The sequence below is a fragment of the Streptococcus pseudopneumoniae genome (assembly GCF_001070815.1).
GTDB lineage: Bacteria > Bacillota > Bacilli > Lactobacillales > Streptococcaceae > Streptococcus > Streptococcus pseudopneumoniae_P.
This window is the reverse complement of record NZ_JVLX01000036.1, coordinates 102071-117701: the sequence shown is the minus strand read 5'-3', so window position 1 is coordinate 117701 and position 15631 is coordinate 102071. Positions and strand designations below refer to the sequence as shown.

Genomic DNA, 15631 nt, shown 5'->3' with positions numbered 1-15631 from the left:
TGTCCTTTCTCGGTTTTAGCTTTTATTCAACCCACTACAGTTGACAAAGAGCCTTTTTACATAACACAAATTATGTAAAAACTCCTACAACAACAAATCTTTGACTTTCCCAATTTCACTTTTTGGAATCACCAGGTGGATCATATCTCCGAGATACATTCTGGTTGAACCGTTAACGGTTTGGCTTTTACCGTTATGGACTTGGGTGGTGATGAGTACGTTATGTGGTAAGTTGAGTTCATGAACCTGTTTTCCAGCGATTTTGTCAGAAACTGGGATTTCAATGAGGGTAACTTCTCCTTCATCTGTTGCTTCTTCTGGCAGCATTTTTTCCAACATAGCCTCATAGACTGGTGCACCTTTGAGCAGATCCATGATGATGTAGGCAACTAGGGTTACTAAGCCAAGTGGCATGAGGTTGCGAATATCTCCTACCATCTCAGTTACGAGTATCATAGCAGTTAAGGGAGCCTTGGATATTGCTCCAAAATAGCCACTCATTCCTAGAATGACAAATATAGGGAATTGCTCTTGACTGACAAGTCCAAGATTGACACAAATAACACCAACTAGGGCACCAAGTAAGGAGCCAAGTGCCAAAATTGGTAGGAAAATTCCTCCTGGCAGGCCACTTCCATAGCTAATCATGCTCCAAATAAAGCGAATCAAAAAGTAAACTAATAGAACTTGGAAACTAAAATCTTGCTCAGTTAAGGAAAGAACCAGCTGATTTCCACCACCAAGGATTTGAGGTAAGAAGATTCCGACTGGTAGGATGAGAATGAAGGCAAGAATTGGGTAATAAGCTCTATCCAAACGGATTTTTTGACCTATCCAGTCATAAACTCTACCGACATTGAGTACAGCTTTCTCATAGATAAAACCAGAAAGTCCTAGAAAAATTCCCATGAGGAGGTAAATCCAATACTGGTCTAGGGTCATGAGTGGGATGTTGTCTGGCATATCCAGTACGGGTGTTAGGCCAAATATGAGCAAAGAGACAAAGTTTGCTACGAGACTAGCTGCTAGAGTTGAGACCCAGAAAAAGCGCGAAAAATGGTGATAGACTTCTTCTACAACAAAGAGAAGTCCTGCAATCGGTGCATTAAAGGCTGCAGCTAGACCAGCGGCAGCTCCACTAGCAATCAAGGAGCGTTCCTCTACTGGACTGGATTTAAGCCACTTGGCAATTCCTTTACCACCAACCGCTCCGAGTTGAATGCTTGGTCCTTCACGCCCTAGCATAAGGCCACTAGCAATAGCCAAAATTCCTAGAATATATTTTTTCCAAAGTACGCCCCACCAGTTGAGGGTCATGAGTCCCTTTAATTCAGCTTCGACTTGAGGAATTCCTGAGCCTTTGATATCTTTTTCTGATCGAGTTAATTTCGCACTGAGCCAACAAACTACTAAATAAAATAGACCAATAATAAAAAGATTGCGCACTAGATGCTCTTGATCTTGATAAAGTCCTTGTATCAGGTGGAAGCCTTTTTCGATTAAGAAACGAAAGGATCCAACGATAATTCCAACAACGAGACCAACAATGATTCCTCGTCCAACTTGGGATAATATGGTACTCGAGGCAAAGGCAAATTCTTTCTTGGAACTGAGTGTTTCTGACTGTTCCTCCATAATCATTCCTTCTAATTTAACTTTCTTTTTCTCCTAAAACCAGTGATTTAACGGGTTCAAAACTTGTTCGGTGAATTGGTGTAACTCCTAGTTTTTTCAGTCCTTCCAGGTGTTTAGCTGTTCCATATCCTGCATTAGCAGCGAAATCATAGCCTGGAAATTGCTGGTCGAATTCTTTCATCAATTCATCACGTGTCACCTTAGCTACTATAGATGCTGCTGCGATAGAGAGGGAGTTGGCATCTCCTTTGATGATAGATGTTTGTGAAATGGGTAAATCCAGTTTCATGGCATCTATCAAAAGGTGCTCAGGTTGAGGACTGAGCTGGGAGATTGCTTCCTGCATGGCCAGTTTGGTTGCTTCATAGATATTGACTTGGTCGATGACCTGATTATCCATGATACCAATGCCGATTGACAAGGCTTGCTCCTGAACGGCTTGGAAAATCTCCAGATGTTTCTTTTTAGGAATTTTCTTGCTGTCGTTGAGGCCTCTAATCTTACAATTTTGAGGTAAAATAACAGCTGCAGCGACTACAGGACCAGCAAGAGGACCACGACCAACCTCATCAACACCTGCAATTAAGGTCAATCCTTGCTTATAAAGTTCTTTTTCATAGGAAAGCATGGATTCCAAACGAAGATCCTCATCCAATTCTGCCTGAATGGCTTTTTTACGCTTGCTGATTTCCTTTTGAACTCCAGAACGATTATCCTGCTCGAGTTCTAAAAAAATAGGGTTATCTAACTCCTTGACAGTAGCAAGGAGTTTTTTGATTTCTTTAATCGTCACCATCGAGGTCTTCCAATGTATCTAAGGTATAGTTACCGAGTTTGCCGTCGCGGACTTCCTTCACGAAGAGACTGTAGAAACGGTCATAGTCATCACGGAAACCGAGGGCACGTGTCATATCCATAATAATAACAGGCGCTTCTTCCTCAATTTTCATTTGTTTGAAGCGTTCAGCCAGCTTTTCTGGATAATGTTCTTTGAAATAATTGAGACCAAAAATAGTTACCTCATCCATAGGAAGCAGCTGGTCTTTGATAGCTCCAGTTAGGGCCAACTTAAGCGCAACAGTTTCATCTTCAAACTTAGGCCAAAGAATTCCTGGCGTGTCTAGGATTTCAAGATCTTTATTGGTTTTGAGCCATTGTTGCCCCTTGGTAACCCCTGGTTTATTACCGACAACGGCAATTTTTTTACCAGCCAAACGGTTCATGAGAGTGGATTTACCAGCATTTGGAATCCCGATAATCATGGTACGCAAGGTTTCAATCTTGATACCACGTTCTTTCTGACGAGTAATCTTATCAGCCATGAGCTTCTTGGCCGCATCTGTTACAACTTTTACAGTCACTTGCTCTTTGGAGTTAATAGCCAGAGTCTGGATTCCTTGTGATTCAAAATACTGACGCCATTCTTTGGTCATTGCTGGATCGGCCAAGTCTGCTTTGTTTAAAATCAAAAGTTTTGGTTTGTCACCAACAATTTTGGTCAACATAGGATTTTGACTAGATAGAGGTAAGCGTGCATCCACCAAAATCGTCACAAAATCAACAAATTTTAAATTTTCCTGCACCTGTCGACGCGCTTTAGACATGTGACCAGGAAACCATTGAATAGTAGCCATTGAGTTTTTTTCCTTTCGTAGCAAGGGTTTAGAGAACTTATTTTATTTTACTATAGCTTGAACATAGAGAGTTTTCAAATGATGTCCAAACAGTTCTTGTTTAATTACATAGAAATCTACCTTATATTATATCATGCCTTCTCTATTTTGTCTGATGATAGCCTTTTAAGCTCCCTGTATAGAAAAAAGCCATCAAATGATGACTTTTCATAGGGAGCAAAAAACTGCCTCCTTTATATTTTAAACATTTAAATGTCTTTTTTAAACAGTTGGTTAAAGAAACCGTCTGTGTTTTTAAGAAGGGCTTTGAATACTTTGGATTTCAAATTCTCAGTATTTGAGTAGTTTCCATCTTTCTTGAGGTCTTCTGTGACAGCTTTGTCGAATAAGGCTTTCAATTCGTTATAATTGTGAATGGTTTGTCCATCAATTGTAATCTCTGTGAATCCTTTTTCAGCTCTGGCTTTCACATCATGATACCAATGTTTCTTCCAATCTTCAAGGTTTAAGAATTGGTTGTTTGAAACTTTTTTGATAATGAAATCATCACCCAATCTACCCTGGTTTTGTTTATCCGCTTCACCTTGGTATTTACTAGATACATATCCGATAAATCCATTTTCATAGCCAAAGTAACCCCACATACGGAAAGCATTATGTTTGAAGGATAGAGAACCGGGGGCACCTGGACTCGTATTACCACCGTAAATACCCGCCATCATATTAACATTGACATAGGCTGTACCAAAGTCCTCTGGGTGGAAGACTTTATTGCCTGGATTTCCGTGAATGGTCATGAAATTATTATTTACCAAGTCATCGATGGTTTCCAGCTTGGTTGCTTTCTCAGCGTCTGTCAAGTCACGCACTTTGTCCCATTGGTGAGGAGCACCTAGTTTATTTCTATCCATAGGTCGACGTGTTTCGCGGTCAATTTTCTTGAACCACTTACTATTGTCACCTTTAACCTTAGGAAGCACAGCTTCAGCTTCTGCATAATCAAGCATCATCATAGCTTCATTGTAGTTCTTCATGTAGTGGTCGATTTGATCGCGTGTTTGAAGTTTGTCAGGGTCTGGATTATACCACTGGTTTCCATCATTTGGTCGATGGTAGGCCATGTTAATACCTAATGCACCATACTCACCATTTGTTGTTGACTTATCAGGAGTTTGTAACATACCTTGAGCAAAGGCTTCCAAATCCGTACCTTGACGATGGTTATGTCCTCCAAAGTAAGCTACACGGTCATTAATGTGTGTGGTTTCATGTGTGAAGGCAGAAATACCAAACTGGTCAAGCATATTGGTTACCATGAAGTATACTTGCTCATCTTTCCACGGTTTTTCGTAGATTTTTGCCATCGCTCCCATAGCTCCATTAACTTGATGCCAACGGTCAGTCGGGCCGAATAGTTCACGAATAGGAGATACCACGGCTCCACCTTTTCCATAACCTTGACGATTTGCATCTTTAATTCCTGCATAAGATTGATTATCCCAAACAGGTGTTGGCACCATATATTCGCTCTTCAAAAGTTTGTTACGAACACTTGGAAGAGCTAAACGAGACCAGAAATCTAAGTAAGTTTGTTGCGCTTTAGCGACTTCATCAATACGTTTCTTCAATTCCTTACGTTCTTCTTCAGTGTTCTTACCATATTTCTCAAATGAGCTATAAGCCATCGTGTTATAGGTTGAAATCATAAAGATATGGGCTTTCTTCAAGTTGAGCAATGGTAAAATCATACGACCGTGAACGTCATTGTTTAAACCGTCAAATACACGATGTCGCTTATCTTTAAAGGCTTCCGTGCTTGTTTCAGGTTCTACTACATAAACGTTTTTCGCAGAATGAATAAACCAGTCATTCAAATCTTTATCTTCTGTAAACAAACGCATGTTATAGTCTAAGAAGCTACGTAAATCACCTTTACCAGTTGCACCAGCAATCACTTCTTTGTAGGCATCTTGTGTACGATCACCTTTCAAGAAATGCTCTCTTGACCCAATTTGAATCAAACGGTCGATGACACTTGGTGTTTTACCATAAAAATCAGGTTTGAACATCATCATATCCTTGATACTCAAATCACCATATTTGATATCATAGTAACGATTAAGATAAGTTAGACCCATCATGATTTTAGCTTTGTTATCTTCTACTTTCTTGAGTAGCGATTTCATCGCGGCATCATCACCGTTCAATTGATGGTCTTCATTTTCGATCAAGGATTTGACTAACTTATCTAGATTTTGCTTCACTTCGGCAAAACTTTCTTCTAAGTATAGATTACGAATATATCCATCTTTACGAGCATCTGTATTTTCTCCTGCCTTCTTACGTATATCCATTAACGCGCGTACTTCAGCTGAAATTAGGTCAACACTTGAAAGTCTTTCTTTCACATCTGCAATCAGTTTGTCTCGATTTTTAACAACCATATTTGGTGTATAGACAATGTTTTGACCTGCTACATCATACTCTTTTACTTGAGCTACTTTAGAATCAGCTTTAGCGGTAACTACCATTTCTTCTTTAGTGCCATCCGCATAGTGAACCATAATCTTATCAATATCTGATAAGTCCGTCACAAACTGACCATTCTTCATACCTGTTACAGATAACACCTCTTTAGTCATTAGGTTTGAACTTGTAGCCAATCTGTTACCTTGGTTTACAATCCATTCTTTATTGTAGAAGGGTTGTAGTTTCTCAATGTTGTGGTATGCCTGCTCACGCGTTGCGTCATAATCTTGAGTTGTTTTATACTCATTATCACGAGTTGTTAGGTTGTTAAGTCTATTCACAAGAGGATCTGTGATTTCATACTTATCAGCAGTGATATTGAAGGTTGCGATACGTTTATCAGCTTCAGCTTGATCTACACCCTGAATTTGTTTTGAACGTTCATATGAAACATTGCCTGACGCAACATCTTTCACATATACATTGTTCTTGAAGTAATGGAATCCAAAGTCTGGGTCGCCCGAATCCACTGAACCGGAACCGTACATGATTTCACCATTGTTTACTTTCATCATGCTGATGTTGTTTTCAACCCATCCCCAATTGTAGTTATCGTGAATGAGTCCACCGCTTTGGTTATTTGTTTTGAGAGTCATGGATCCTTTAACAACGGATTTAGTCAAGTGACCTTTTTGTTTTACATCCATAGGGTTTACACCGTGGTCGATTTTCGCAATCAGTCCACCGAATTTGGCGTTGTTTGCCTTAATATTTGCATCTACATAAGAGCTATCAACATTACTTCGCCAACTTTCGCTGACAAGTCCACCAGACCACCAACCTTTGTTACCCACACTTTCGATTTTACCAATGAAAGCAACATTGCGCATGATGGATTCGTCAAGTTTGTTCACCATACCCGTCACATCATTGTTACCAACAACTTGGCCAGTCACTTTGATATTTTCTATTGTTGAATTCTTAAAGTTTTCACCGAGTGGTGCTGTTCGGTCAGCCCAAGGCATGTTTATGTTTACATTACCCAGATTAATGTCATGGATGTGAGCATTTTCAGCTCTTGCAAATAATGGCCGTGCTAGATTATGGATAGTGAAGTGATTACTTCCATCACTCAATAATTTTCCTTTGAACACATTCGTCACATATGATTTGTTCGGGGTTGGTGTGTTAGTTGCATTTAAGTCAGCCCCAAGTTTAAACTCACCATCAGGTTTTTTCTGCATATCTTCAATGAGTTCTTTGAAGTTGTAATATACATTTCCAACCTTTGGTCGTGGTTTTTCCATGTAATAAACGTACTCATTTCGTATCTTACTTGGGTCAGTATGCTGAATAAGGTCAACAGCTCTTGCGGTTACTTTGTAGAGAACTTGGCCAGCCTGATTAATCTCTTCGATTTTATCAACTGCTAAACGAGTCACTTTGTTATCCCGAGAAGTCACTTTGAGATAGTATTTTTCAGTCTCTGTTGGTGTCTCAGTCAGGAAGTCGTTCAATGTTTCTGTTCCATCTTCTTCAACTTTTACAAGATTTGTTGAGGCAATGTTTTTCAACTCAATTTTTTTCAAATCCAAGCGAAGTGGCTTCTCTTCTAATGTTGCAGTCTCTTCTCCCTTACCACGGTCATAGGTCATAGTGGTTTCTATCTTATAGTCCTTGTAGAATTTTAAATCTTCTACCTGCTTATTTAATTGCTCTGAAGTTAAATCTACTGTTTTGACAATTTCATTTCCATCTTTAATTGTCGCAGTAATTTTATTGATCTTGACTCCATCTGCATTAACTAAATGATAAGAAAGATTTGCGGAGCGGTCTAATACATTTGTATCTGTTCGTTCCAAAGTCAAAACGGGAGCTGTTTTTTCTTTAGTCTTTTCTTTTGTACCTTTTACAAGAATTTTAGGCTTCATTTCTTTTAACACAGTTACGGTTTCAACTGGTTCACTGATTTTTTTGCCATGTAACTCTTCATAGCTAGTAACAATTTGACGTTCGCCATCCTCACCAACTTGTTTAACAGAATCATCGCCTATAAATTTGGTAGAATCAGATTCTTCTATAGTCGTTTTAGGAATAGTCTCTGTACGAATGTCAGTGTGTAAAGAAGGCAACTCTTCTCTTTCTGGTGCAACTTCTGAAACTGTAGATATTGGTTCAGTATACTCTGGAATGTCAATAACAGGTGGCTCAATCAAGTTTCCGTTTTCATCTACTCCTGTGGTGCTTACAGGTTCCGTGTATGCTGGTTTTTCATGAACTTCTGGTTCAACAAGATTACCGTCAATTGGAGCTGTATATTCTTGTTTCTCATGAACTTCCGGTTCCCCTTTATCAGTCACAACAGCTTCTGGTAACGCTGGCTGAATTTCTGGTTTCCCTTTATTAGTCACAACAGCTTCTGGTAACGCTGGCTGAACTTCTGGTTTCCCTTTATCAGTCACAACCGCTTCAGGTAATGCTGGTTGAACTTCTGGTTCCCCTTTATCAGTCACAACAGCTTCTGGTAATGTTGGTTGAACTTCTGGTTTGCCTTTATCAGTCACAACCGCTTCTGGTAATGCTGGTTGAACTTCCGGTTTTCCTTTATCAGTCACAACCGCTTCAGGTAATGTTGGTTGAACTTCTGGTTCCCCTTTATCAGTCACAACCGCTTCAGGTAATGCTGGTTGAACTTCTGGTTTCCCTTTTTCGGTTACAACCGCTTCCGGTAATGCTGGTTGAACCTTAGATTCGCCTTTCTCTGTCACAACTTTGGGTTGCTCAACTGGCGAAACAGTTGATGCCGGAGAAACCGACAAAACAGTTCTATCATCAAGCTCCAGGTAACCAACATATCTGTAACCAGAAATTTGCAACACACCATCACGACCAGACTCATGAATGTTAGTATTCAAATTAAGTGCTGAAGCAGTTGATAGTGTAACTAAACCTGTCGCCCCTACAATCAAAAATGTAGCTATTTTTTTATTTCTCTTATCTTTTGTAATAACTACAACAATACTAGCGATGGTCAATAAACCAAATACAGTCATAATAGATTGAGAACTTCCTGTGTTTGGTAATGCGTCTTTTTCATAAATCAAGGCATATGACTCTTTTGATTCATCAGGAGTACCTGATTTCAGGTGAGCACGTTCATTTTGCGTCAAATTAGCATAATCCAAGTAGTGATATGTGGATGCCCTCACAACTGAGGGTGCAAATAAAAGACTCCCAAGAAATACTGAACCAACAATACCTTTTATTTTCCGAATGGAAAATTTATCTTTTTTTAATAATGACAATTCTAATCCTCTACATTTGCTTTTTATTTCCTAATAGTAAATACTATTTTTTATTATCAAAAATTGAACTTCTAAAATCATCGGTTTGGTCAAGATAAGCTTTAAAAATCGCTCTCTTCAACTTATGAACCGCACTGTCAGTCTCTGGATTATAGTTATCCCAATGAGTTCCTTCTGCATCCTGACGGACAGCAATATCCATTAAACTCTGTAAATCCTCTATCCTACTAGTAGTTTTTCTTGCAAAGGAAGTCCATGGCTGTGTTGTATCATTAAAGGTAACTTTGTTCAATTTATTGAACTTAGTTTGACGCTCTGTATACATAGCTTTTTTAAAATCACTCCAAGTGTGGTATTGTCCATTAAATAATTTCTGAAGTACCAATTTATCTGTCACTAACCCTTTTGTTTTACCATATGAGCTAATCGTTTTATTATTTTCCCTAGCATCGGGTTCAAATTGATTTGAAATATATGGTACCATACCATCTTTAAATCCTTTAGCAGCTAATAGTTCATATGCCATACGACGTCCCATTAGATCACCTGGCGTTCCGTCATCATTACTTAATGCTGCATAAATCGGCGCAAATAGTTTTATAGTAAAATAGCCATTTCTTTCGTATGTTTTTGACGCATATTCCCTAGACGAAATAATATTATTATCAATCAAATCATTGAATGAACGTAGTTTTTTAGCTTCTTCTACTGTTAGATCTCTGACAACATTTGTTGCATATACGTTATTTCCATCTGGATCCTTGACGAATACATTCTCAATTTTTCTCAGTGCAGTCATTTTCTCTGAATTAGATAAATGTTGAATGATTGATTGTCCTTCAAGATATTCCAACATATAGACAACATCAAACATATTGTGGACATATTGCTTCAAATCATCTGCACTATTAAATCTCGTAGTTGGATCGAGTATTTGTAATCGTTCTCCTTCTTTGCTATCCGATTTTAAATGTTTCAAGATCGAGTTGATGGTGATGGTTGCGTCATTTGGATGGTCTGGTGCTTGCAATAAGCCTTTTGCGAAGAACTCTGGTCCCAAGCCACTTCTTCGACCATAGCCACCAAGATAAATTTCTCTATCTGAGTTATGCGTCATTTCATGCGTATATGTTACCGCACCAGATTTATCAAGCATACGATAAGCCATATAGTAGAATGCGTCCCCTGTTGCATATGCACCATTAGCATTGTGAACTACATTATTACCTGCTGGACCAAAGAAATGTTTTATTGCTGGATGATTAGTTTCAAAGTTAGCTTCTTGTAACTTATTATCTTCATCATTTCCAAATCTAAATGCATCATATACTGGGATACTTCTAAATAATTTTTCTTTATTTTCATTATCTAGAATTTTATACCAATAATCATAATGGTCTCTAAATCGTTTAGCCGCTGCTTGTGCATTCTCTTCAACAAATTTATTTAATTTTTCTCCCTTAGGATATTCTTTACTTCTATATCTATCATATGCACCAAATCCAATAGTAGAGATATTCGCTATCATAAACACAGATTTTTCAGGTAGTGTTAATAACGGCAACACCATACTTTGATATTTCCATGATGGGCTAGTTAATCTATCATATACACCAATAGAATATGGACTACCTGCTATTGATTGTTTATCACTTACCTCTTTAATCGTAGATTTTTCTTCTACTATATAAGCTTTTGTTTGTTTTTTAAACCACTCGTTGTTAGAAGTTTTTGGTAAAAATACTTTTCTATATCCTTCTAATGCTTTAAATAAACTTTCAGTTCCATAATTTTTCGCTAATAATACATTATAAGTAATTACATTATTTTTCGCTAATAAATTGTTAAAGCCAGACTTACCTAGTTCAATAACATTATCTAAGGCTGAACTATTTGATTTACCGAAGAAATCCAAGTGATACATAACTAAATCTTTAGCACTTGCATTATCATATTTAAAATTATACCAACGTTCTAGATAAGTTAAACCTAGAAGTAACGCTTCTTTATTATTCTTAATTTTTTCTATTACATAATTATCAATTATTGAATTACTATTTTCAGCTATTGCCGCGTCAGCAGAAAGAAGTTTTGATAAACTATCTTCAATGTTTGCTTTTGTTTTGTCGAATTGTTCATCTAGATATAACTCTGTTAAACTAATACCTTTAGAAATATCTAATACTTTTCTAATTGCATCTGATTTATATTCTACTTTATTTAATTCTGGTAATACTTCATCTAAAATATTTTTATAATTTCGAAGTAATGTATTTGGTGTGTAAATTAATTTTGTACCATTCAAACTATACTCTGCTACATTTGAAAAATCACTTTGATATTGTATATTTATCGTTTCTGATGTATTGTCCGTGTAATATAGTAATAGTTTATTTATACTTGATTTACTTCCGTTAACATCACTAATTATTTCTTTATCTTTCATAGGAACTACTGATAATAATTCTTTTTTGTAAAGATTACTACTAGTCTCTACTAAATTCCCGTACTTAACTATTGTTTCTCTATTATAGAATGGTAATAATTTTTCAATATTTTTATAAACTTGTTCTTTTGATGAATCGGCATTTTCAAGATTTCTATAGTCAGTTACATATCTAGAAGAGAAATTGAAGTCTTCTACTTTAGTACTTTGTTTAGAAACTAACTCAACTTTTTTAGCATTCACTTTGTCAGATTCTAATATCGTACCTCTTTGTACATCTGAATCTTTAGTTACAAGTTCATCGTCCACTTGAACTACATTTACTACTTTATTATTTTTATTACTATATGTCTTAAATGCTTTAATACCATTAAAATCATAACCAACTATAGCGTTCCCATTAGTAACATTAACATCACTTAGCACATCAGATAGTCGACCTGAATTTTCAACTTCTCCTGAATTATCCCAAAGATTACCAACGACTCCACCAACTTTACCAAAATGTTTCACATTATTAACATTACCTTCAACATAGCTATTACTGATTGTCGCTCTATCATCAACAACTCCCGCTATACCACCAACAATTTGGTCTCCTTGATTAGCATTTGTCGCCATATCAATAGACGAAACTGATCTATCAATTGAAGCTCTAGCTCCTGAAAGTTTACCAACTAAACCACCTATTTGATAAGTAGCCTTTGTGTCATAAGTATTAGTTATTCTACCAGTATAACTACTATTCAAGATTTTAGAATCTGTAACTTGTGAAACTAAACCACCAATGCCACGTTCACCAGCAATTACACCAGATGAGTGAACATTAGTAATGTTAGTACCATTTTTCGCTTCTTTCGCTATTGTAGCAGCATCTTCTTTAGAAGAAACATTTGCTTCTTTTATTGAAAGATCTCGAATATTAGCATGATTTAAAACGTTAAATAACGGTTTTTTCAGGTTATATACAGCATAGTTCTTATCCTTGTTTGAACCTATTAATGTACCACTAAATTCGTGATTAATATAACTTTCTTGACCTTCCAAAAGTTCTACTTCACGAGCATCCATAGTCGCCCCTAGACGAAATGTACCATGTGGGTTACTATTCATATCATCTACAAGATTTTTAAATGATGTATAAACACCATTTTCACTACTTACCGTCTTAGGTAGGTAGTATGTATAATTATCTAATACTCTATCATTTTCATGTTGTATCAAATTATTTACGCGAGCCACTATTTTATAGACTTCTCTATTATCTTTATTATCATTAGTAATACTTTCAACTGGAAGCATTACATCCTTAAAATTCTCTGACTTAACTTTCATAAAGTAATTTGAAGAGATGTTTGGCACACTTGAAAGTGAAGTTACATGACGATACTTATCTCCTTCTTTCGAATATAGTTCAACAGAAGAAATATTTCTAAGTTCTAATTTTTTAACAATTTCTTTCTCTTCTTTAGTGTCATCTTTTTTCTCATCTTTATGACGTTCAAGAGCATCATATTTAGGTGTAATTTCTTTACCGTTTATAATACTTCTAATCCAAGCTAATTGTGTTGGAGATAAAATCAATCCTCCTGAACGATTTTCAGCTCCATTTTGGTGTATACCAATGACTTCTCCTTTAGAGTTAAAGATTCCTCCACCACTCATACCAGCTTTTCCACCTTGGTATTGGACACCATAAGTATTATTAGCGTATTTTTGTTCCATTTCTACAGTAGTATCTTTTAAGTGAGTATACTGCCCAGCAGGATATCCATGAACATTTAGTTTGTCATTAACATTTACTTTCGAGTAATTTTCTACTAAGTTGGCATACTGTCTTCTAGTAGATTCAGGTAATTTAATAACTGCTAAATCGTAGATAAAGCCTTTTGGATAATCTTTTTGATTATAGAAGTGAATATCATCTGAAGTGAATGAACCTTTTTGTCCATCAGGTGACTGCCATTCATATGTGTTTTTAGCTTTATCTCCCCTAAACTCACCAGTAGTGTTATCTGAAGAATTATTAATAAAATTATGCGCTACTGTCAACAATACGTTAGGAGCTATAAAAGTAGCTGAACCCGTTCCTGATAATGCTTTGTTATCTTTAACAAAATTCATTCGAAGAAGTGCACTAGCATTTTTTTCTACATTATTGTTTTCTGTTGTATTGTTTAACTCTACTGCAGGTTTAGGCTTCTCTGTTTTCGGTGATTCAATTTTCCCTGTGTATTCTTTCGGTGGTTCCACTTTTTCTGGTTCGACTATCGCTCCAGCTTGAACCCCTGTATACTCTTTCGGTGGTTCTACTTTTTCTGGTTCGACTATCGCCCCAGCTTGTACTCCTGTATATTCTTTCGGTGCTTCTACTTTTTCTGGCTCGACTATCGCTCCGGCTTGCACACCTGTGTACTCTTTTGGCGGACTTACCTTCTCTGGTTCTACTACAGCCCCAGCTTGTACTCCAGCATATTCCGGTTCAACTTTTTCAGGTTCAACAATAGCTCCGGCTTGTACACCTGTATATTCTGGTTTTTCATGAACTTCTGGTTCGCCTTTGTCTGTCACTACTGCTGCTGACAATTCAGGCTGAACTTCTGGTTCTCCTTTATCACTTATTACAGCCTCTGGCAACGCTGGTTGAACTTCAGGTTTCCCTTTATCTGTTACGACTGCTTCCGGTAACGCTGGCTGGACTTCCGGTACGCCTTTATCACTTACTACAGCCTCTGGTAACTCTGGTTGGACCGCGGGTTTAACAATAGATCCAGCTTGTAGGTCCTTATGTTCTGTGACAGTCTCAGGTTGTTCCTTTATAACTTGCGCTTTTTTAGTACCTTTTTCGACTATTCTTGTAACAGGCGCAGTTGTTGAAGTTGAAACAATTTCTCGAGAAACTTCTTCCTTGTTTACAGAGAATATTCTTATGATTTCAACTTTCTTACCTAATTTACCTTCTTGTTTGACTCTTACAGTTCCTTCAGCTAAATCAGAATTCTCCTGAACTTTTTCTTGAAAATCTATTTTTGTTTCTATAGTTTCGTCACGATATAAGAGTTCAGGTTTATTCAACTGACCTGATAGAACTTCATCCTGTGGATTTAATGTATTTACCCCAGTCTTTTCTTTTGGAGAAACTTTCTCGTCTTTCTTCGTCTCTAGATTCTTGTGTTCTGCCAACTGTGCTTGAGAATCTGAAGATTGTTTCTCTTCTTTTCTTGGATTCGTTAATTCTGTAGAAAGAGGTTTTTCAACTACTTGAACTTCTGTCGGCTTAGTTGAAGAAACAGGTGTTTGTTCCTGAATAGCTTGTACTGTTGATGGATTCTCTACAAAATTCGGTGTAACACTATATTCCACCTTTTGTTGTTTTGTAGGAGTGGCTACGGATTTCTCTTGATTATTTACTTTAGACTCAGAAGTAGTTTTTCCCTCTTTGATATATCCAATATATGTGTAACCTGAAATGTCTTTAGGAAGAGGCAATTTTTCTCCAGAAGTCAATTCATAGTCCGTATTGTAATTTAGCAAAAGATTATTTTCTAAAGCATGAGCGGATACAAGAACACCGTTTCCTATTCCTGCAACCAATACTAAATGTAATACCGTTTTATTCTTAACTTTTTTCTTGGAAACAGCAAAAATTAAAATTCCCAGAGCAGCTAAGCTAGCACCAGCAACTAGGGCTTGCATCTCATTCTTGCTTCCAGTATTTGGCAATTCCCCCAGTTGATTTTGGGAATTTAATTTATAAACAAGATAATAAGTCTCATCATCATTCTCCACGTATGTCGGAATATCATAGATAAGCTTATTCTGCTCATCTGATGATAGCTCTGACTCTGTCACATATTTATAGTGAACACCTTTAGTCTCTTGAGCATCCACAGATGAACTTCCTAAAACAGACATAAAAAATAAACTTGAAATCGTCGCAGATACAAGTCCTACTGATAATTTTCTAAATGAAAAACGCTGCTGTTTTTCACCAAAATACTTTTCCATGATTCCTCCTTGAAATAAAATTTTAAAAATATGCAAGCTAAAATTTATTATATTAGCTTGTTATTTTATAAAAAGGTAACACACTTTAATTATACTCTTAATTTACAAAAAAGTCTTAAAATTGCTTTACGTTT

General features: G+C 36.8%; 5 protein-coding genes. All 5 read right to left on the bottom strand.

Translation table 11 applies throughout. The annotated features are described in order from the left end of the window. Positions 1-84 precede the first annotated feature (84 nt). Positions 85-1635 carry a ClC family H(+)/Cl(-) exchange transporter gene (locus ADG81_RS04345; RefSeq protein ID WP_049551016.1) on the bottom strand — a complete coding sequence of 517 codons (1551 nt, stop codon included), beginning with the start codon at positions 1633-1635 and terminating at the stop codon, positions 85-87. A 16-nt stretch (positions 1636-1651) separates the two neighbouring features. Next, positions 1652-2431 (bottom strand): ribonuclease HII, encoded by a 780-nt coding sequence (locus tag ADG81_RS04340; protein ID WP_049551015.1) that lies wholly within the window; start codon positions 2429-2431, stop codon positions 1652-1654. Then, positions 2418-3269: a ribosome biogenesis GTPase YlqF gene (gene ylqF / locus ADG81_RS04335; protein ID WP_049551014.1), complete on the bottom strand. Its 852-nt coding sequence runs from the start codon at positions 3267-3269 to the stop codon at positions 2418-2420. Before ylqF ends, ADG81_RS04340 begins: the two co-directional genes overlap by 14 nt. A gap of 248 nt (positions 3270-3517) precedes the next feature. After that, positions 3518-9043: an SIALI-17 repeat-containing surface protein gene (locus ADG81_RS04330; protein WP_049551013.1), complete on the bottom strand. Its 5526-nt coding sequence runs from the start codon at positions 9041-9043 to the stop codon at positions 3518-3520. Positions 9044-9086: 43 nt separating this feature from the next. Next, positions 9087-15497, bottom strand: coding sequence for a zinc metalloprotease A (gene zmpA / locus ADG81_RS04325; protein WP_049551012.1), 6411 nt, complete (start codon positions 15495-15497; stop codon positions 9087-9089). Positions 15498-15631: the final 134 nt, after the last annotated feature.

Excerpts from the sequence above, each read along its gene's own strand:
- ADG81_RS04340 (WP_049551015.1), bottom strand. The coding sequence starts at position 2,431 with ATGGTGACGATTAAAGAAATCAAAAAACTCCTTGCTACTGTCAAGGAG.
- ADG81_RS04345 (WP_049551016.1), bottom strand. The coding sequence starts at position 1,635 with ATGGAGGAACAGTCAGAAACACTCAGTTCCAAGAAAGAATTTGCCTTT.
- ylqF (WP_049551014.1), bottom strand. The coding sequence starts at position 3,269 with ATGGCTACTATTCAATGGTTTCCTGGTCACATGTCTAAAGCGCGTCGA.
- zmpA (WP_049551012.1), bottom strand. The coding sequence starts at position 15,497 with ATGGAAAAGTATTTTGGTGAAAAACAGCAGCGTTTTTCATTTAGAAAA.